This window comes from Staphylococcus felis, from assembly GCF_003012915.1.
GTDB lineage: Bacteria > Bacillota > Bacilli > Staphylococcales > Staphylococcaceae > Staphylococcus > Staphylococcus felis.
This window is the reverse complement of record NZ_CP027770.1, coordinates 67,431-88,871: the sequence shown is the minus strand read 5'-3', so window position 1 is coordinate 88,871 and position 21,441 is coordinate 67,431. Positions and strand designations below refer to the sequence as shown.

Here is a 21,441-nt window from a genome sequence, read left to right as displayed (position 1 = left end):
GAACCCCAAAAGTTGTACTTTGGTTTAGTATACGATTTCAAAGGTTTGTTTCCTATATTGTGTAGGAGACAAGCCTTTTAATTTTGCTTTAATTCTTGTATTGTTATAAAAATTGATATATTTATGAATTGATTGTTCTAATTCTTGGAATGTTTCAAATGATTGTCCATAATACATTTCTTGTTTTAATAACCCAAAGAAGTTTTCCATTGAGGCATTATCTAAGCAATTGCCTTTTCTAGACATACTTTGAAATACATCATGTTCTTTTAATGACTCAATATAGTTTCTATTTTGATAATGCCATCCTTGATCTGAATGAATTGTCATTCGATAAAAAAGTTGCGGTCTCATTGCTAGTAATTCAGTTAAAGGTTCAATAACAATATCTATAGTAGGACGCTTTGATATACGATAACTTAAGATTTCCAAGTTATATAAGTCCATAAAAGGTGATAAATAGGCCTTTGTTCCATCGCGTAATTTAAATTCTGTAATGTCTGTAACCACTTTTTGATAAGGTCGATCTGTATTAAAACGACGTTTTAATATATTTTTAGCTACTTTACCTATAGTTCCTCTATAAGAATTGTATTTTCTTGTTTTATGCTTAAATTTCGTACATGTTAAATGGTGTTCTTTCATAATTCGTCTTACTTTCTTATGATTGACTGTCATTCCTTTATTAGCCAATGCTTGAGTAACTCGACGATAACCATAAGTATAATCACTTTCTTTACAAATTTGCTTAATAGATTCAACTATATCTATATCTTTTTTAGGTTTTTTGAAACGTTCAAGCCAGTAGTAGTACACGGATTTAGCTATTTCTGTAACTTCAAACAGAAGGCTTAACCCAAATTGATACATTTCATGTAATTCTTTAATGACCTTTACTTTTTCGGATGTTTGCTTCCGTAATGTTGGGTCAAGCGTTGTAACTTTTTTTGATAAGCGATACCTGCTTTCAACATTTCATTTTCATTTCTAAGTCTTTCTAATTCTTCGCGTTCATCTTCTTTTAATGGTAAATGATTATCTGGTTTAACTTTTGTCTGCTTTCTTTTCATTTTAGAAGGACGTCCTCTCTGTTTATTGTCTAAACCGAGAATACCTTCTTCATTAAATTTACGCTGCCAAACGGCTAACATAGCTGGATTAGAAATTTTAAAGTGATTGGCTGTTTCTCGATAAGACAATTTATTTTCTTGTCTAAATCTTAAAACAGATACTTTAAAATCTCTAGTATATTCTTTATTCTGCAATTTTTTATCTAATCCTTTTGGTCCAAATTCCAAATACTGGTTAACCCATCTTTGAAGTATAGAATAATGAGATAGACTATATTTTTTAGCTAATCTCTCATATCCTAAACTACTATTTAAATATTCCTGAACTATTTTTAACTTGATTTCAAATTTATAATGTTTACCCATAAAAATGCACCCCATAAAGTTAGATTTTTTAGTCCAACTTTTGGGGTGCACATCATTGAATCACCTCTATGCTTTTCTTTTGTCAATAATTCGTATTGTTTGGCTCGCATTTCCTAGGGGGATGGGTCGAGCCGCGGTCTCGACGCTCATCCTATTCCTCAGGAGTCTCGCCAACAATACGACGTGATATACATGTAAGTTTACATTAAATACTTTAAAAATAAGGCACTTTACTATCCTTTAATTAAAGGAAAAACTTCGAGATTTTTCGTAAATTCTTACGAAAACCTCGAAGCTTTTCGATTACTGAGATATTTATGTCTTAGCCTCATTCAATTATAATTAAGATATAGACTGATATTTTGAGGTAAGTTCAATAACAAGCTTTTCATCAATACCAGTGTAATCTTTTAGGAATGTTTGCATGCCTTTAGATTTGATTAGTTCATCTTTTTTTATAGCTTCTTTGTCGTCTGAATCGTGATACTGTAACGCATAAGCGGCAAGCAATAATAACATATCATATTTTTTTTGATGTTTATACAAAAAGTTTAAAGGCTTCATAATTCGATCGTTAGGGCCTAATTTTCTCAGTACCCCTCGGCCTACACGAGTAATATCATCTGATAAATAAGGATTTTTAAAACGCTCAATGATTGACTCGCGATACGCTTTTAATTCTATTTCATTAAAAGCGTATTTGTATAAAAGATAGTTGCTTGTTTCTTTTAATACATCCTTCAAGTTATTTAAAATAGATTCATCATGTACAGCTTCTAAAATTGTATTATATTTGTAATGATGGCCTGCATAGGCAAGGAAAGCATGGCCAGTGTTAACTGTTAATAATTTACGTTCAATAAAAGGTATTAATGTATCAACATATTTCACTCCAGTTAAATTTGGTCCGTGCCAATTGGTAGAGTCTATAACCCATTCATAAAATGGTTCTACGGTCACATCTAAAATATTATGATGTGTTTGGATCGGAACAATTCGATCAACGGCGGCATTTGAAAAATGAATATGTTTATCAAAGCGACCTACTTCAGACTCTAAAGCATCTTTCAATTGATCTGTTGCGTTAATAGCATTTTCGCACGCAATGATATTGACTGGTTTTTGACGTTTCTTTAAAATAGGTGCGATGGAAGGTGCAATCAATTTAAGGACATTTAAACCTACAGCTGTTGTAATGATATCGGCTTCTAAAATAGCTTGTTCCAATTTTTCTTTTTCGTTATTTGAGTGAATAGCATCTACATTTTTGACTTTCTTTATAGTTTGGTCATCGTTTGCAAGTGTGACATGATAGGATTTTTCTTGCTTCAATGCCTTTACAATTTGGGCGTTTACATCTGCAAACGTTATTTCGTAGCCATTTTCAGAGAGTATCAGCCCTATAAATCCTCGGCCAATGTTACCTGCACCAAAATGGAGTGCTTTCATCACGCATCAGCCTCCTCAAATAAGCGACGAATGGTTTGAGCATCATTTGCCCTTACAATTTTATCGACATTTTCTTCCTCACTAAATGTCATCGCTATTTTGGACAGTAATTCTAAGTGTTCGCCATCTTTACCAGCAATACCGATTACAATTTTGATTTCTTCGCCATCCCATTCTAATCCTTCTGGTATTTGCAATAAAGATAAAGCAGATGTGAGTACCTCGTTCTTTGCTTCATCTGTGCCATGGGGAATAGCAAGCGCATTACCCATATAAGTAGATACGATTTGTTCACGGTCTTTCATAGCTTGAATATATTTTTCAGTTACAGCACCGCTTTTAACTAATAATGCACCAACTTGTTCAATTGCTTCTTCTTTTGAAGAAATAGATGTATTCAATAAAACATTTTCGTCTCTTAATAAATTTTCCATGTGAGTTACTCCTTTTAAATTATTGATTAAAATAGATGATTTGTAATTGTATAAATTGATATAACTGATGTTCATCGTGAATGAATGACAAATCTTCAATTTTTAATGCTAATTCGCTGTAAATATTGCTTATTAAATTACTAAGTAAAGAATTTGAAGGTAGAAAAGCACAAATCAGTGTTGAAATATCATTATCTGATTTCATATCAATAGGAGAATCAAGATGAATCACTATGATATATGGCTTTTGAATGATATCGCTCACAAAATGTGGAATTGCAATAGGGTAAGGGCTTAAAGCAAATGACTGTGTGTCATGTTTTGTTCTTAATTGATCTTCAAATAAAGAGATATCAGACTCTTTAATGACGCCATCATTTCTTAATAGATAAGCGAGCTCTCTTGCCCAGTTGTTTTTAAAATTCAGATCATAAATTTGAAAATCATCTAATAGTTTTAAACTTTCACGCATCTTATTAATTGTATGATTTGCATCAGTTGATAATTTATTTTGTTTATAGGATTGAAATGAATCACTTTGATGTTTTGAAAATTGTTGCTGTAAAAAACGAGAAGTGCGTTCAACTTCATAATTAGGTAAAAGTGGGTTGACAGTTAAATAGGGATGCTGAATGTCTAAATCGACTGTTGAGATAATAGCGTCATAGTTGTCGAGTGACAATGATTTCAATTCACCAACAGAAACTTGTTGAATTGAATCTATATTTGAAAATGCTTCATAAAGCCGATTGGTTAAAATACGACTTGTCCCTACACCGCTACTGCATACGACCAATACACGTCTATGAGTAGAATTTGCTTTCATCACGCCCCCAAAGTGCAAGACTAAAAAAGCAATTTCATGTTTTGAAAACGATAATGTAGGCCAAATGACATGAACACTTTTTTCGATAGCAATAAATAACTTTGGATAACTTGCTTGAATTCGTTGTGTCATTGGGTTATATGTTCCAATGTTGAATTGAATTCGATTAAGTGCTGGCGTAATATGAAGTTGAAGTCCTTCAATTAATTCTCTTCTATTTTTGAATGTTATATTGAGTGATGACTCGACTAAATGAACTAATTTTTGAATAGATTGATGAATGTCAATTGATAGATCGCCTGATTTTTCGTGCTTTCTTTTAGAACTTTGAAGATGAATTGCAATGAAGCTTATTTCAGCTGTATTAAATTCAATATGATACATTTTAGATAACTGTGTTGCGATAGATGTAGCAACTTGAAATTCAAGAGTAGTTTTCATGTTTTCTACAATATTTAAATCGATTGAAACATATTGTTTCTTTTTCATGCGATCAACACTGAGCGCAATGTGAATAATTAAATTCAAATAGCTGGATTCAGTTAATAAATATGGAAGGCTATCTAGATCATCCATTAATAAACGTTCAATTTGAAATATTTCTTTAACATCCATCATAGGTAGGCGTTCATGTGTTAATGATTGAAATACAAAGTGGTTTTCAATCACTGAATAAACACTTAAACTATTGAGTCTTTCCATCATGAGTTGACTTAATAATTCTCTTTTTTTCATTTCACTCCCTTGAATTGAAACACCACTTCCTCGTTTGCGTACTAATTGAATTCGAAATTGTTCTAAATCTTTTTCGAGTTCGTCTAATATTTTTGATAGTTGTTGTAACGACGTACCTATTTCGCTAGCTAGCCCTAATTGCTTTAAAGGTTCTGAAGATTGTATTAAGGCATAAAGTAGTATCACTTTTTGTTCCTCTATTGATAAATCTATTGGTCCATTTGAATGAATGCTTTGTTGTAAATGGCTGATAGAAGATGATGGACCTTGAATTGATATGCCTTTATTTTTTTGACGTATTAAAGAGATATTCAAAGTTGATAGACTTTTTTCAATTGATTTCAACTCGCGGTGGACGGTTCTTGATGACACGCCTAATTGCTGAGCGATATCATATATACGTAAAGGTACGCTTTGATTTTTCAACATCATATTTATAATCTGTCGTTCGCGATTTTTTAAATACATGATGTCTCACACTCCCTTTAGTTTTAGACATCAATGTGTTGCTATTTGGTATCAGATTTAATTTTTTCGATTAATGACTCATATCTTGGAGAATTTAAAAAGTTGTCTACTGAAATATGAATGGCATTAGGAACATGTTTAATTGCACGGTCTGTTAATTTTTTTTGCGTAATAACCAGTTGAGCCTCATTAGTCAATTGATTAATTGCTTTGTTAGTCACCTCCATGTTTTGAAGCCCAGCTTTTTGGAATTTTTTACGTAGCATACTTGCTCCCATAGCGCTTGAACCCATTCCAGCGTCACAAGCAAAGATAATCTGCTGTATATTGCTATAATCATGTGCATTCACATTTTCTGTATCGTAGCGATGTAAGAGTTCTTCAGCATCTTCTTGATGAATTGTTGATTCTTCAGATTGATGATTGGGAATATTATTTTGATTTTCTTTAGACTTTTCTTCTAAAATAACGGTATCTCGAATTTTTGATTTTTTACCTTTTGTTGATTCCATATGCGTTGTAGCTTCTTCTAGACTTCTTTTAGGGTTTCTGGTTACTTTTAAAATAATAGAAGCAACTATAAAACTGACCAAAGTGGATAATATAATTCCTAAAAGCATAATCAAGTATGATCCTTTAGGTGTGACTGCAAAATATGCAAGTATTGACCCTGGTGATGCTGGACCTGTCAAGCCAAAATGGAATACACTAAATGTCGCAACTCCTGTCATACCACCTGCAATAGCTGCAAGTATGAGCAAAGGACGTGCTAAAACATATGGGAAATAAATTTCATGGATTCCGCCTATAAAGTGAATAAATGCTGCACCGTAAGACGTTGCTTTTTCAGTTCCTCTTCCAAAAATCATGTAAGCGAGTAAAATACCTAGACCTGGTCCAGGGTTTGACTCTAGTGTGTATAATATTGAGCGCCCTGCTGTACTTACTTGTTCAGTAGCAAGAGGCGTGAGAACACCATGATTAATTGCATTGTTTAAAAATACGATTTTACCCGGCTCAATTAATAAACTTACGAGTGGTAATAAATGTAAAGATACTAATGCATCTACACCAGCGCTCAGTACATTCATCAGACCTTCAACAAGTGGAGATAAAAGTTTATATCCAAAAAGTGTCATGAAAAATGCTAAAAATCCTGCTGAAAAATTGTTAAATAACATCTCTAAACCATTTGGCGTACGAGGTTGTAAAAATTGATCAACTTTTTTCATGAGCCATCCAGCTAAAGGCCCCATTACCATCGCACCAATTAACATTGGCGTATCAGGAAATGCTGAGATAACGCCCATAGTTGCTGTAGCACCAACCATACCACCACGTAGGTCATGGACTAATCGTCCCCCACTAAAAGCAATAAGTAATGGTATAAGATACTTAATCATTGGATCAACCATTGATGCGAGTTCTTTGTTTGGTAACCATCCATCAGGAATAAATAATGCAGTTATTAATCCCCATGCTATGAAAGCACCAATATTCGGCATAATCATGCTACTTAGAAATGATCCAAATGATTGAATGCCACGTTGGATACGTTCATTTGTGTTTTTTTGTGACATGATAATAACCCCCTTAAAGTTAAATTGTGTTACTTACTTTATGTTAAGGTGGGGAATAAGCATTATCAATGCAAAGAAAATGCAGCTTTGTCACATATAAAGTGACAAAATTAAAGTTATTAACTTTTGAATTGAAGTTGAACGAATCATTTTTAGTTTTGTTTGCATTCGTTGTTTCAAAAAGGGTAAAATAAGTTATGTTGGAAAAAAGGAGGATAGATAAAACAACATTCAAAGCGCCAGCACAAGTACATCTCTTAACATCAACGTGATATTTTAATATGAGAAAATATGGACGGTTAAGTGAGTGGCTTGTAGACGAGGAGGATAGTGATCGAATTCATTCGGCGGATGCTATCCCGGATGTGGCTCATTCGTTAGCTTATTAATCAAATCGGTAAGGTGACTTATCGGACAAAGTTAATAAGATAGCCAAGATAAAAAAATAAAGCGATGCTAGCGATTCGAAGTCATATTTTGACATTATAGCAGAATGTTAAATGGACGTTTTAATCGATTTTTAGCACCGTTATTTTAATATGGAGGAATTTATTAATGTGCGGAATCGTAGGATACATTGGGTATCAAAATGCTAAAGAATTACTATTAAAAGGATTAGAGAAACTAGAATATCGTGGTTATGATTCAGCAGGTATTGCAACACGTGATGACAATGAAATTACAGTGACAAAAGCTAAAGGCCGTATTGCTGACTTACGTGAAGAAGCCAACAATGACATCGATGGAACAGCAGGTATTGGTCATACACGTTGGGCAACACACGGTGTCCCAAGTTATGAAAATGCTCACCCACATCAATCAACAAGTGAACGTTTTACATTAGTTCATAATGGTGTGATTGAAAACTATGAAGAATTAAAGTCTACTTACATTCCTAATGTAGATTTAGTATCTGATACTGATACTGAAGTGATTGTACAACTCGTAGAACATTTTACAGATGAGGGACTTTCGACTGAAGAAGCTTTTACAAAAGTTGTGAGCTTACTTCACGGGTCTTATGCTTTAGGACTACTAGATCGTGAAGACAATGATACGATATACGTAGCTAAAAATAAATCACCATTATTAGTCGGAATTGGCGATAACTTCAATGTGATAGCTTCAGATGCGCTTGCAATGATTCAAGTGACAAAAGAATATAAAGAATTAAAAGACCAAGAAGTCGTATTGGTAAAGCGTGATGGGGTTGTCATTAAAAATTTAAATGGTGAAATCATTGAAAGAGAAAGCTATATTGCGGAAATCGATGCATCAGATGCTGAAAAAGGAGTTTATGACCATTACATGTTAAAAGAAATTCATGAACAGCCTGCTGTGATGCGTCGTATTATCCAAGAGTATCAAGATGAGAATGGAGATTTAAAAATAGACCCTGCGATTATTAAAGATGTGCAAGCTGCTGATCGCATTTATGTTATTGCAGCGGGTACAAGCTATCATGCTGGCTTAGTAGGTAAAGAATTTATTGAGAAATGGGCAGGTGTTCCAACAGAAGTACACGTGGCTTCTGAATTTGTTTATAATATGCCGTTATTATCAGAAAATCCATTATTTATTTATATTTCACAATCTGGTGAAACGGCGGATAGTCGTGCAGTATTAGTTGAAACAACTAAGTTAGGATACAAATCACTTACAATTACGAATGTAGCAGGCTCTACTTTATCTCGCGAAGCAGATCATACGTTATTATTACATGCAGGACCTGAGATTGCGGTTGCATCGACAAAAGCATACACTGCTCAAATTGCCGTTTTATCTATTTTATCTCAAGTTGTAGCAAAAGCACGTGGTCGTGAAGCAGATATTGATTTACTTCGTGAACTTGCCAAAGTTACGACTGCGATTGAAACCATTGTGGATGATGCACCAAAAATGGAACAAATTGCCAAAGATTTCCTTGAAACAACACGTAATGCGTTCTTTATCGGACGTACGATTGATTACAATGTCAGTCTTGAAGGTGCATTGAAATTAAAAGAAATCTCATACATTCAAGCTGAAGGATTTGCTGGTGGCGAATTAAAGCACGGTACGATTGCTTTAATTGAGGATGGTACACCTGTTATTGCCTTAGCAACTCAAGAAAATGTTAACTTATCTATTCGCGGTAATGTAAAAGAAGTTGTAGCACGTGGGGCTAACCCTTGTATCATTGCTATGGAAGGTTTAGAAAAAGAGGGCGATACTTATGTCATTCCACATGTTCATGCGTTATTAACGCCGCTCGTTTCTGTTGTAACATTACAACTTATCTCGTACTATGCTGCACTTCACCGTGATTTAGATGTAGACAAACCACGTAACTTAGCGAAATCAGTTACAGTTGAATAAAATTAGTCTTTTAAGGGACGGGATTGGGACATCAATCCCAAAATAATAGCGTAGAGATGGTTCATGATTGAATCATCTCTACGCTTTTCCGTGCGCCCGGCATGGGTAACATCTTGACGGTGAAAGTCCGTTACAGGCTTGGTAGTAGGAACTGTTAGCGAAAGACAAGGGTGTCCATTGCGAAGTGGAATCTGAAGGAAGTCGGACGCAAACACTCGCACTGACGAACAGAAACATCATACAAGGCTATGTAGAATGGATGAATCTGCGGAACAAGATAAAGTCCAATACTACCCGAGTTCTATATAGTAAATGATGCGGTGACATGAGTGGAAAGAGGTTACATCTTACCCGGGGAGGTCTCATCAGCGGTACTCTACCGTAGTAACAACGAATGATGAGAAGTCAGCAGAAGTCATAGTAGGGAAAATGTACCGAAGGACTGAACAATATTCAATACAAAGTAAAGATTGGAGGTTATAGATTTACGACGTACAGAATACGGTTTAATCGGCAGCTTATGGAAGGATAAGTAGTGGAACGAAAAAAAAGAATACATAAGTGTGTACAGTAAATCTTAGGTGAAATGAAAGAAATGTATCGTAAGTCTCCATCATTGATGGAGCTTGTTGTAAGACCAGACAACATAGAAAAAGCTATCAAGAAAGTTAAGAAAAACAAAGGTGCTCCTGGAATTGACGGCATGAAAGTCAGTGAACTTCGTGCTCACTTTGCGCAGTACTTTTCACAGATAACGAAAAAACTGCTTGAAGGCACATACCAACCTCAAGCAGTTCGAAAAGTGCAAATTCCCAAACCAAATGGGAAAATGCGTGTGCTTGGTATCCCTGTCGCTAGAGACAGGGTAATACAACAAGCGATTAAACAAGTGATTGAACCCAGCATCGACCGAACATTTTCGAATCATAGCCATGGTTTCAGACCTAATCGTAGCACAGGAACAGCACTTAAGCAATGCGCTATTTACTACGAAGAGGGCTATAAAATAGCCGTGGATTGTGATTTGAAACAGTGCTTTGACATGTTAAATCATGATAAGCTGATGTATTTGTTCGAACGCCATGTTCAAGATAAGTCAATTTCAACATTTATCCGTAGAAGTTTACAAGTAGGTGCCATTGACCTATCTGGCGAAGTCGCAGAAAGAAAGATAGGTGCACCACAAGGGGGCGTTATCTCTCCTTTACTATGTAATATCTATCTACATGAACTGGATAAAGAACTCGAAAAGCGTGGACACCGGTTTGTACGCTATGCAGATGACTTTGTCATCTTTGTACGGACAAAACGTGCAGGTGAACGCGTAATGATGAGTGTAACGAAATTCATTGAAAAGCAACTGAAGTTGGCTGTCAATGAAGATAAAAGCAGAATAGGAGCAGTCACACGTTTAAAGTTCTTGAGTTGTCTAATAACCAAGGTAAATGGGGTTTGTCGTTTCAGACCGACTACGGAAGCAAAAAGAAATTTAATACGCGTCTTAAGGAAAATAACGAAACGAAATAGACCCGGTACCTTTAAAGACATTATCACTGAAATTAACCAAGTGACGAGAGGCTGGATAAATTACTTTGGTAGAGGTTTTATCAGAGAATTTATTGAAAACACGCAATCTTGGTTAAACCGCCGACTTAGACAACTCATACTTAAACGGTGGAAAAGAGTAAGAACTAAGTATAAGATGTTGCGCCAATATGGTCTTGACCATAGAAGTGCGATGAAAATCGCACAGTCTCGAAAAAAGTACTGGCGACTATCAAACACGCACGAGGTTCATCGTGCACTTACAACAAAACAACTCTACAAGTGGGGACTGATACCATTAACCCAGCTTGCAGAGTTGGCTTACGCAAGATATTGAACCGCCGAGTACGGAACCGTACGCTCGGTGGTGTGAGAGGACGAGTAGTCAATTAATGGCTACTCTCCTACTCGATTTTATCAATCATTCGTATTGTTTGGCTCGCATTTCCTAGGGGATGGGTCGTCATCCTATTCCCTCAGAAGTCTCGTCAACAATACGACGTGATATACATGTCATTTTACATAAAAATCTTTTAAAAAAGACACTTTCGTATCATTGAATGAATCATCTAATGAAAGGAAAAGCTTCGAGATTTTTCGTAAATTCTTACGAAACCTCGAAGTTTTTTGATTACTGAGCTATTTACGTCCCATCACTGTCTCTTTTTACATTTTAAAAATTTCAGACAATTTATGTTATGATAAGTTTAATATGCATGATCAAAGGGGAGGTGATACCAATGTTATTTTCTGTTAAAGCGCTAGAGAAACAAAAGGCTGGGCGACAGATTCTTTCTGATGTCACCTGGGAGGTCAATGAAGGAGAACGCTGGCTTGTGTATGGATTAAATGGTGCTGGAAAGTCAACACTACTTAACATTATTAACGCATATGATTTTGCAACATCAGGAGAAGTGTCTCTATTTGGAATGATTCCTGGTCAACAAGGGTATTCGGCACATGCTGTTCGAGAGCGCATCGGATTTGTATCAGGTGGCCTTAGAGAACGGTTTGCAGAAGGTGAATATGTCATTGATATTGTTTTGAGCGGTTTATACAAGTCAGTCGGTTTGTACCAAAAACCCACTGAAGCAGATATTAAGGCTGCGAATCATATGTTAACTACATTGAATATTGAAAAATTTGCGCATCAACACTTTGGACTTTTATCTACGGGCGAACAACAAAGAGTCTTAATTGCACGTGCAATGATGGGGTTTCCGAGGTTACTTATTTTGGATGAGCCGTGTAACGGATTAGATTTTGTATCAAGAGAGTCATTTATAGATACTTTAAAACAACTGTATAGGAATTTTCCGCAAACAGCAGTGATTTATGTGACTCATTTTATAGAAGAAGTCACGTCTGACTTTACACATGCATTATTGCTGACAGAAGGAACAGTACAGTGTAGTGGCCATATTGAAGATGTATTGACAAGTCATCATCTATCTAGATTGTTTAATATGCCTATCAAGCTTTATCAACATCACCGACGATTTCAAATTGTCCGAATCTAAGGTGAAAGATTGCTAATTTGAGCTATTAGTGACAAACTAGTGTTATAGGAATTGGAAAGGATTAGTTAACAAATGAACAAAGTTAAAGCGATATTCTTAGATATGGACGGTACAATTTTACATGAAAATAATCGTGCTTCAGCTTATACTTCTCAGACGATTAAGCGTTTGAGAGGAATGGGCTACAAAGTATTTCTAGCGACAGGTCGAGCATATGAGGAAATACAAATGCTTATTCCTGATGATTTGAAATTTGACGGTGTGATATCGTCTAATGGAACGCGAGGTCATATTGACGGTGAAATACTATTCGAACACGATTTAAGTGTGACTGCTGTTTCTGAAATTGTGTCTCAAGCGAAAAAGGCAGGCATCTATTATGAAATTTTTCCATTTACAGAAGAGCGATTTGCATTAATAGAAGATCAAAAGTGGATGTTAAGTATGATAGAAGGGGATAAACCGGATACGGTAAACGAGAGTGAGTGGCTCTCGCGTCAGGAAGCGGTCGATCAAAAGTTAACATGGCAATCGCGTATACCATCAAACTTGGGTTATTCAAAAATGTATTTATTTCATCCTGATCTACAAGTAATTCAAAATTTTAGAAGTCAGATGGAGGCACAATCAGAGACATTGAAAATTGAAGTTTCTAATTCAACGCCAAATAATGTTGAGACAATGGCTTATCGTATTAATAAAGGGACAGGCATCCTTGAAATGTGTGAACACTTCAAAATTGATCAATCTGAAACAATGGTCATCGGCGATAGTGATAATGATCGTACAATGTTTGAAGTAGGTGCGATCACAGTTGCGATGAAAAATGCTGCACCTCATATTAAGTCATTGACGGAATATGAAACATCAAAAGATAACAATGCTGACGGTGCCGCGTTATTTATGGAAACCCATCTTTTAAGTTAATTTTTATGAATATCAAAAGGTTTCTAAACGAGGTAGGTACAAAGGGGATCGAGTTCGCTCGATATTTTTGTTGTATCCTAGGCCTTGCTTAGAAACCTTTTTAAGTATGATTTTATTTAATTTAGTGAAGGTGTTGATCTTTTTCACCATGATTTAAGAAGTATTGAACAATTGTTCCGATAATCACAAAGAAAATGAGATATCGAATAATGAAAAATACAATATTTAAAACCACTGTTACGATAGATGCCACATTTTGAGATATACCCGAAAGTCCTAACTGAATCCACGTATAAATAGGACCGTATAAGAGTATAATGATGAAGTTTAATACGATGATACTGATGAAAAATTTAAGAAAAGTCTTGTTTTTGTTTCGCATGCTTAACCAAGCGTTTTTCAAATGTACTTTGACTTTAGAATCTGGGTCATGTACAAGTGATGTGGCTGCATTTGTAATGTATATCACAGCAAGCCAAGTGAATATGCTCGTTACAAGGCCTGTAATAACTGCAATGATTGTTTGTACGACCATCATTGTTGATTGATCGGCACTGGATATACCTGCATTTTGAATTATAAGCTCTGCTACTTTAGAAATTCCTGAAATTAAAAAGAAATTAATCAGCTGAGTGATGAAAAGTACCAGAATTGTAAATAACGCAATCAAAACAGCTTTGCGCCAAATACGACCTTTGAAACTGGCAAAGAAGTCTTTCAATGTCATAGACTTATTGGATAATAAAGTATTACGATATGATCGCGTTGATCCAGTATATAATGGAAAAACAACGAAAAGATATACGAGTAAAATCAATAAAACAGAGCCTAAAGTTGCTAAAACAATTGAAACCATATTACCTTGACCCGTAAACATATACATGAGCCACATATTCATGATCAATTGAATGGGCAATAAAGCAATTGAAAATAACAATAAAATAATAACTAAGTTAATCAAGTTAGCACCAAGTAGTTTTCCAGTTTGTGGTTTTGAATTGTGCCAAAATAATTTTGTAAAATTAAACAAATGTGAGCACTCCTTTCAACATATCATTTACATTATCAAAAAGTTGCCTATTTGAAAATCAAAAAGGTGATGTTGAATACATAATAAAGTCAATTTTTTAAATATATCACAAAGTGAAATAAAATCTGATACAAAAGGGGTATGGAAGTCAAAGGTCATGGTTTTTAGGAATCTGAATCAAATTTTAACTGAAACGTATTTATAATGCACTTGAATTTGTTAGAATGTATATGTATTGGCGAGTAGGGGGCACATTTAGAATGAAAATTTCAAATCAAAAGATATATGAACAAATTGCTGATATTCTGATAGAAAAAATTGAATCTGGAGAATTAAATACGGGTGATAAATTGCCATCTATCCAAAAATTGGCTGAGGAATATGGTGTGAGAAATGCATCAATTCGAGAAGCCCTCAATGCACTTAGAATGATTGGATTAGTGGAGATTAAGCATGGTTTTGGAACGTTTATTAAGTCACAGCATCCTCAATTGTTTGACTATTCTTCTCAAACACTTACAAAAAAGCGTGTTCAAGAAATATTAGAGCTTAGAGAAGTTGTGGAAGTTTCAACAGCTCAATTTGCATCCATGAGGAGGACTTATCAAGATATCCAAACGATGGAAGAAGCTCTATGCGAAATGGAAAAGGCGATAAAAGCAGGTGAATCAGGTGAAGAGGCAGATTTGAAATTTCACCTAGCAATTGCAAAAGCATCGCGTAATCAATTACTTTATGAACTGCTTAATAATATTGCGGATTTAATTCAACAGACGATGAAAGGCACACGAAAAATCTATATATACAGTCGTCAAAAAACGATGAAAAAATTATTAGATGAACACGTTCAGATATTAGATGCGATAAAAGCGCAAGATGAAATAGAAGCAACTTCAACAATGACAATACATTTAGCAGAAATTAGACAAACGTTAGTGGATAATTTTATTGTGGAAAAGTAGTTTAAGTATCATGGATTCTATAGTAAGGTCATAATGCGACCAGAAATATCACCCATTACAATTTGAGATATGATACAATCACAATAGATTAAACCACATTAAGATGATTGTTGGATATATAGGTAATCATTACCTATAAGTAAAGATTGAGAGGTGATTCTCCAGTGCCACTAATGTTAGAACCTGTCTTCAAAGAGAGAATCTGGGGCGGTACCAATTTAGCAGCATATAATTATCATTTACCAAGTGAACATATTGGAGAAGTATGGGGAATATCTGCACATCAAAATGGTGCGAATCGTATCAAAAATGGTCCATATGCGAATATGACCCTTGATGAAGTTTGGACATCTCAGCCAAAGTTATTTGGTGAATTTCCGACCCATAAGTTTCCATTACTGACAAAACTATTAGACGCTACTGAAAAACTATCTGTTCAAGTACACCCGGACGATACATATGCGTACGAGCATGAAAATGGGGAATATGGCAAAACAGAATGTTGGTACATTTTAGATGCTAAAGAAGATGCAGAAATCATATATGGGACGACAGCTCGTTCTAAAGAAGAGCTTGATTACAAGCTAGATCATAAACATTTTGATACCTTATTTAGACGTATCAAAGTTAAAAAAGGTGATTTCTTTTTTCTACCATCTGGAACAGTGCATGGTATAGGTGACGGTATTATAATTTTGGAGACACAACAATCTTCGGATACGAACTATCGAATTTATGATTATGATCGTAAAGATAAATTAGGAAAACATAGACCCTTACATATCGAAAAAAGTAAAGATGTTATTAATATTGGTGACGAAAGTCCTAATGTCTTGCCACATACTGAGATTATTGAAAATCACAAATGTACAACTTTTGTTAAAAATCACTTCTTTACAGTTGTAAAATGGGAAATTAAAGGAACCTTAAATTATATGAAACCGAGAGAGTTCATTTTAGTTTCTGTCATAGATGGTCACGGCCAAGTTATTACAGATGGAGAGATACATCATATCCAAAAAGGAAGTCATTTTATTTTAACTGCTGAAGACTTAGACAATGTTTTTGAGGGTGAAATGAACTTAATCATTAGCTATGTTTAAATTTAACTGAGGAGGTTTTTAATGAAAATAGGTCTATATATCGCACTTGTTTGTGGTGTTATATCGGGGATGGTTATTTTCTTTCAAGTGCCTTTATTTCCATCATTATTTTTCCCAATTATAATAGGAATGATTGGCATTATTGCAGTATTATGGACATTACCTAATACTAACATTAGCAAAATGTTAAAATTAGGTGGTTTACTTATCAATATTTTTCCAGTTCTCGCAGGTTTATTTCAAGTGATATCGCAATGATTTGATTGAATTTTACTAAAAATAAAACTTATGAAGGAGATAAAGTACATCATGTCGTTAGAAACAAATTATTTTTGGTTGAACTGTGGTTACAATAGATGGAATCACAATGAACCATTAGTTGGTCAAACTACTGTATTTGAGTCGGGGGCACAGTTCAATCCTACACAAGGGTTTCGTGCCTTCAAAAATGCGCAAGTTGGTGATAAGGTCATCTTTTACCAAGTACAAACAGATGCAGGACTGTTAGGATGGGGCGAAATCACGAGTGTAATGACTGGTGCACAAAATAAAATTCACGTCCAATTCAAATTCAACCAAACATTTAAACCATTAACAACAGATTATTTAAAGCGTAGTGAAACATTAGAATTTCGTATGAATAATATGAAAGAAACATTATTCAACAAAATATCTTATGAGGAATTTGAATTGATAAAAGGATTAGGAAGTGGTGAAGTAAATATACCACGATACTTCTTTATGTCTGAAACAGAAACATTCGAACCTGGGGAGACGTACACTATTTTTACCCATACGATTAATGGTATAAAGCGGAATGGGTATCACCACTATACACAACTTGAAGTGGGAGACCAAATTGTTATTTATAATAAAAATACAAATCAGTCTGTGATTGGACGCGCCGAAGTGGCACATCATATTCATACGTTGCCGCCACAACCTGGACGTACAAATAGTACAGCGATAAAAATGAAGTATATTGAAGACATTAATCCTGTTTCATTGATGACCTTGAATAAACATACGAAACTTAAAAATTTATACTTTCTACAAGAAAATGCTAAACAAGCTATCGCTAGCCTTACACCCACTCAATATGATGCGATTATGGAAATGAGTCAAAATGGTGGTATGAAAGAACAATTTGAGTCAATTACTAATGATAGTTCAGAACAATCATCAGATGATATTAAACCCTTTATTTTATTATTGGTACAAGAAAAAGAAGAGGGACTTAAAGCGGCAGAATCATTAGTTGAGAAAGCTAATGCCTCATCAGTGATTACGACAGGTCATCCTGATTTTTCAGAGGAGATGTTATACGGTCGATATTTACCGAATGAAGCAGGTGCACTCTACTATAGAGAAGGCTTTATCACAGATTTAATGCCGAAAAGTGAGCGTCAGTTTTTAGTTATTGATCAATTTAATCGGATTGATGCAGATATTTTTCAAGCCTATATTAATGTGCTTGAAGGATACGAGGTCACATTACCACGCTATAATAAAGATGGTAGTATGATCAAATGGAGTCGTGAAAAAGATTCGTTCTATCGATTCAATCCTAATTGGCGCATCGTTGGTGTGACTTATTTAACACCGCTTGAAGTAAAAGAAAAATATTCAAATCAATTTTTAAAATATGCACGTATCATCCAAGTAAAGCACTGATACTACAACAAGAGACAGGGATGGGACATTCAAAGTTATACGTTTGAGACATCCAATTAGGCTCAAATTTTAACACTTACGTCCCAACCCTGTCTTTTTGATATGATTAAAAATTTTAACTTAATGATGAAATTTTATATAATATTAATTAGCAAAAAATATAACTCCGAACATGATAAACAACAAAATGAATCGGTAGGCGCTTTCGATAACGACTTGATGCGCATATTAATACATAGTATGATGGTTGTAACCGTTTTCATTGGGGTTAGACAAAGGGAGTGAATAAATGTGAATAAGTCAAAACGTCAAAAGAAAGAAATCAATGTTTGGTATGCATTGTTAACTTTAGCAGTTATGATAGGAACAATGTTATATACTGTTGTAAAACTTCAACAAGCGCCACATATTCCATTACTAATCGGAACTTCAGTGGCAATTATTATTACATTATGTCATGGATATAAATGGGATGAAGTAGAAGAAATGATGTACAAAGGTATACGACATGCGTTACCTGCTGTCGTTATTATCATGCTTGTGGGATTAATCATAGGTGCATGGATTGGAAGTGGTGTCGTTGCCGCTATGATTTATTATGGGCTAAAACTCATATCGCCTACATACTTTTTGTCAGTGGTTGTCATTATTTGTGGTATCGTTGCCTTAGCAATTGGTAGTAGTTGGTCCACGATGGCTACAGTCGGTGTAGCATCAATGGGAATCGGGATAAGTATGGGGCTATCTCCAGGTATGGTTGCAGGAGCAGTTATTTCAGGTGCTTATTTTGGCGATAAAATGAGTCCATTATCGGATACGACCAATTTGGCATCTGGGTTAACGAATGTTGATTTGTTTGAACATATACGACATATGTTCTTCACAACGATCCCAGGTCTTATAATTAGTTTAATTGTATTTTTTATTTTAGGCCAAATGTATGGAAGTGATCATTTAAACCAATCCAGAATTGACTCGATTATGAATGCGATTGATCAATCATTTATCATAACACCTTGGCTCTTACTCGTGCCTCTGATTGTCATTGTCATTGTGGCATTAAAAGTGCCAGCTATACCAGCGATAGTCATTGGAATTGTACTGGGATTTTTAACACAAATTTTCTTTCAAGGTGATACATTGTTAGAGGCTGTTAAAGCACTACAAACGGGATATAAGTTGGAATCTGGTAATAAAATTATTGATAAACTTTTTAACCGAGGTGGATTAGAGTCAATGTTTTATACCATTTCATTAACTTTAGTGGCCATGACTTTTGGTGGTTTACTGGAATATTCAGGTATGCTTAAAGCCATGATTAATATTGTGTTAAGAGTAGCTAAAAATACAGGATCGTTGATAGCCTCTGTCATTGTTTCATGTATAGGGACAAATGTTACATGTTCTGAACAATATATTTCTATTATTGTACCGGCACGTATGTATGTTTCAACTTTTATTGATCATGATTTACACCCTAAAAATTTATCAAGAGCATTGGAAGATGGCGGTACTTTAACCTCTGTGTTTGTGCCGTGGAATACGTGTGGTGTTTTTATTGCCTCAACATTAAGTGTGTCTGTCAGTCAATATGCACCATTTGCTATACTGAACTTTGTTGTACCTATTATTTCACTTATTTATGGTTATACAGGATTTAAGGTTATCAAACTATCACAATCAGAAAAGCAATATTTCAAACAGCAAGAAGCATTAGATTAATAGCATTATGTTTAAATAAGGGATAGAAGGCATGTTATTGTAAAAATCAATGTATGTTATGCTATCTCTTATTTGATTTAGAAAGTAAGATAGGTGGGTATAATGAATGTGAGGTGAAAAAAGATGCCAATTATATATTATGATGATCGATGTGTATATTGCTATAATTATGCGATTTGGCTCATTCGCAATGGATTACCGAGAAATTATGAATTTGTACCACTTAAGAGTAAACCTGGTACGTACTTAAAGCAACATTATCCAGAAGTTCAATCCTATAATAGTGTGGTACTGCAAGAGGGTGAACATTTATCCTTTGAATCTACAGCAATTATTAAATTAATAAGTACGTTGAATGGTTATAGATGGCTAGCAGGATTAGTTTGGCTAGTACCAAAGCCTATTCGTAATACAGGTTACCGGCTGTTTGCTAACAATCGTGATAAAATGTGGCATGCGACATGGGCAAAACCGACAGCATATGAAAAAACATTTTTTATTGACTCAAACGAGGAGTCTTAGTACTTTAAACAGATATGTTAAAAAATAAAAAAAATTGACTAGATTGAATAACGTGACAAGGACATGGCAACTTTTTCATCTGGACAAATACAGTGGCTTTGCAATTGTAGCATTTCACTATAACGCCACAATTCTTCAAAATGTAAAAAACTATTTGTTGAATTGCGCGCTGTTTGAGTCTACTTGAAGTCAAAGTGCTTTTGCCCCTAGCTCATTTTCAATCTAGTCAGTTTTATGTTTGGATATGTTTTAAATAATCATTTTGAATGATGTTGATAGCATGACTATTTTTAATAGTTTTATTCAGCGATTTCTAATGCCACTTCCATCATTTGTGTAAACGAATTTTGTCTTTCTTCAGCAGTTGTGGCTTCATCACGTAGTAAATGATCGCTGACAGTAAAAATACCGAGCGCTTTTTTACCAGCTTTTGTTGCATTTAAGTATAAACCTGCTGACTCCATCTCAACACCTAATATGCCCATATCAATCCATTTTTGATTAAAGTCAGGATTTGCATTATAAAACGTATCTGACGATAGGATATTACCGACATGTGTACGTGCGCCAATTTCGTCAGATTTTGCTTTAGCTTTAACGACTAAATCGAAGTCAGCTAATGGTGCAAAATGTCCTGGAATTTGGAATTGATCCACATAATTTGAGTTTGTTGAGGCACCTTGAGCAATAATAATGTCGTACAAGTTAACATCTTCTTGCATTGCCCCACATGAACCGATACGAATAATGGTATCAACATCAAAGAAGTTATAAAGTTCATATGAGTAAATACCGATACTCGGAATTCCCATACCTGAACCCATAACAGATACTTCTTTGCCTTTATATGTACCAGTATAGCCAAACATATTACGGACTTCGTTAAATTGTTCAACATTTTCTAAAAAGTTATCTGCAATAAATTTAGCACGAAGCGGATCTCCAGGCATCAATACTGTTTTTGCAATTTTTGTTCCATTAGGTTGGATATGTGGTGTACCTTGAGTCATCATAACATCTCCTTTATATTTACATTTATTTAACCATTCTAAAGATAACAGAAGACAGTATAATTGTCGACGAATAGGATATGCCAAAGTGTATTAGGGAATATTTAAAGAGATACATCTAATTGTAACAGTGTATCGGA

At 34.7% G+C, this 21,441-nt stretch carries 18 protein-coding genes; 10 read left to right on the top strand and 8 right to left on the bottom strand.

The features are described 5' to 3' along the window. Positions 1 to 24: 24 nt before the first annotated feature. The 6 genes from C7J90_RS00450 to C7J90_RS00425 all read right to left on the bottom strand — a co-directional run bounded on the left by C7J90_RS00450 (position 25) and on the right by C7J90_RS00425 (position 6,928). Positions 25 to 870 (bottom strand): IS3 family transposase, encoded by an 846-nt coding sequence (locus C7J90_RS00450; protein ID WP_116093958.1) that lies wholly within the window; start codon positions 868 to 870, stop codon positions 25 to 27. A 23-nt stretch (positions 871 to 893) separates the two neighbouring features. Continuing rightward, the gene (locus tag C7J90_RS00445; RefSeq protein WP_232618807.1) at positions 894 to 1,436 is read right to left on the bottom strand and encodes a transposase; all 543 of its coding nucleotides are present in this window, start codon (positions 1,434 to 1,436) and stop codon (positions 894 to 896) included. Between the two features lie 342 nt (positions 1,437 to 1,778). Further along, positions 1,779 to 2,885, bottom strand: a complete 1,107-nt coding sequence (locus C7J90_RS00440; RefSeq protein WP_103208899.1) for a mannitol-1-phosphate 5-dehydrogenase — start codon at positions 2,883 to 2,885, stop codon at positions 1,779 to 1,781. Next, the gene (locus tag C7J90_RS00435) at positions 2,885 to 3,319 is read right to left on the bottom strand and encodes a PTS mannitol transporter subunit IIA (protein WP_103208900.1); all 435 of its coding nucleotides are present in this window, start codon (positions 3,317 to 3,319) and stop codon (positions 2,885 to 2,887) included. The genes C7J90_RS00440 and C7J90_RS00435 overlap by 1 nt, the downstream gene beginning before the upstream one ends. Positions 3,320 to 3,338: 19 nt before the next feature. Beyond that, positions 3,339 to 5,348: a BglG family transcription antiterminator gene (locus C7J90_RS00430; protein WP_103208902.1), complete on the bottom strand. Its 2,010-nt coding sequence runs from the start codon at positions 5,346 to 5,348 to the stop codon at positions 3,339 to 3,341. A gap of 41 nt (positions 5,349 to 5,389) precedes the next feature. Continuing rightward, the gene (locus C7J90_RS00425) at positions 5,390 to 6,928 is read right to left on the bottom strand and encodes a PTS mannitol transporter subunit IIBC (protein WP_103208903.1); all 1,539 of its coding nucleotides are present in this window, start codon (positions 6,926 to 6,928) and stop codon (positions 5,390 to 5,392) included. 555 nt (positions 6,929 to 7,483) lie between these two features. On the opposite strand from C7J90_RS00425, the gene glmS reads away from it, so the two are divergent. The 4 genes from glmS to C7J90_RS00405 all read left to right on the top strand — a co-directional run bounded on the left by glmS (position 7,484) and on the right by C7J90_RS00405 (position 13,278). Beyond that, positions 7,484 to 9,286, top strand: a complete 1,803-nt coding sequence (gene glmS, locus C7J90_RS00420; RefSeq protein ID WP_103208905.1) for a glutamine--fructose-6-phosphate transaminase (isomerizing) — start codon at positions 7,484 to 7,486, stop codon at positions 9,284 to 9,286. A 595-nt stretch (positions 9,287 to 9,881) separates the two neighbouring features. Next, positions 9,882 to 11,168 (top strand): group II intron reverse transcriptase/maturase, encoded by a 1,287-nt coding sequence (gene ltrA / locus C7J90_RS00415; protein ID WP_106465067.1) that lies wholly within the window; start codon positions 9,882 to 9,884, stop codon positions 11,166 to 11,168. Positions 11,169 to 11,571: 403 nt separating this feature from the next. Further along, a complete protein-coding gene (locus C7J90_RS00410) occupies positions 11,572 to 12,351 on the top strand; it encodes an ABC transporter ATP-binding protein (RefSeq protein WP_103207377.1) in 780 nt (259 codons plus the stop codon). A gap of 72 nt (positions 12,352 to 12,423) precedes the next feature. Then, the gene (locus C7J90_RS00405; protein ID WP_103207375.1) at positions 12,424 to 13,278 is read left to right on the top strand and encodes a Cof-type HAD-IIB family hydrolase; all 855 of its coding nucleotides are present in this window, start codon (positions 12,424 to 12,426) and stop codon (positions 13,276 to 13,278) included. 121 nt (positions 13,279 to 13,399) lie between these two features. On the opposite strand, the gene C7J90_RS00400 is transcribed toward C7J90_RS00405, so the two are convergent. Continuing rightward, entirely contained in the window at positions 13,400 to 14,308 is a 909-nt protein-coding gene (locus tag C7J90_RS00400; protein WP_103207373.1) for a hypothetical protein, read from the bottom strand. Between the two features lie 260 nt (positions 14,309 to 14,568). Between C7J90_RS00400 and C7J90_RS00395 the strand changes: the two genes are divergently transcribed. The 6 genes from C7J90_RS00395 (at position 14,569) to C7J90_RS00370 (ending at position 20,291) form a co-directional block, all read left to right on the top strand. Continuing rightward, positions 14,569 to 15,270, top strand: a complete 702-nt coding sequence (locus C7J90_RS00395) for a FadR/GntR family transcriptional regulator (protein WP_103207371.1) — start codon at positions 14,569 to 14,571, stop codon at positions 15,268 to 15,270. 164 nt (positions 15,271 to 15,434) lie between these two features. Next, positions 15,435 to 16,373 carry a mannose-6-phosphate isomerase, class I gene (gene manA, locus C7J90_RS00390; RefSeq protein ID WP_103207369.1) on the top strand — a complete coding sequence of 313 codons (939 nt, stop codon included), beginning with the start codon at positions 15,435 to 15,437 and terminating at the stop codon, positions 16,371 to 16,373. 21 nt (positions 16,374 to 16,394) lie between these two features. After that, the gene (locus tag C7J90_RS00385) at positions 16,395 to 16,631 is read left to right on the top strand and encodes a hypothetical protein (RefSeq protein ID WP_103207367.1); all 237 of its coding nucleotides are present in this window, start codon (positions 16,395 to 16,397) and stop codon (positions 16,629 to 16,631) included. A gap of 51 nt (positions 16,632 to 16,682) precedes the next feature. Then, positions 16,683 to 18,047 carry an EVE domain-containing protein gene (locus C7J90_RS00380; protein WP_103207365.1) on the top strand — a complete coding sequence of 455 codons (1,365 nt, stop codon included), beginning with the start codon at positions 16,683 to 16,685 and terminating at the stop codon, positions 18,045 to 18,047. Positions 18,048 to 18,404: 357 nt separating this feature from the next. Next, complete coding sequence (gene nhaC, locus C7J90_RS00375) at positions 18,405 to 19,769, top strand: Na+/H+ antiporter NhaC (RefSeq protein ID WP_394802150.1); 1,365 nt, start codon at positions 18,405 to 18,407, stop codon at positions 19,767 to 19,769. A gap of 123 nt (positions 19,770 to 19,892) precedes the next feature. After that, positions 19,893 to 20,291, top strand: coding sequence for a thiol-disulfide oxidoreductase DCC family protein (locus C7J90_RS00370; protein ID WP_103207362.1), 399 nt, complete (start codon positions 19,893 to 19,895; stop codon positions 20,289 to 20,291). Positions 20,292 to 20,590: 299 nt separating this feature from the next. Here the strand turns inward: C7J90_RS00370 and deoD are convergent, their stop codons facing one another. After that, positions 20,591 to 21,301: a purine-nucleoside phosphorylase gene (deoD, locus tag C7J90_RS00365; RefSeq protein WP_103207361.1), complete on the bottom strand. Its 711-nt coding sequence runs from the start codon at positions 21,299 to 21,301 to the stop codon at positions 20,591 to 20,593. Positions 21,302 to 21,441 lie beyond the last annotated feature (140 nt).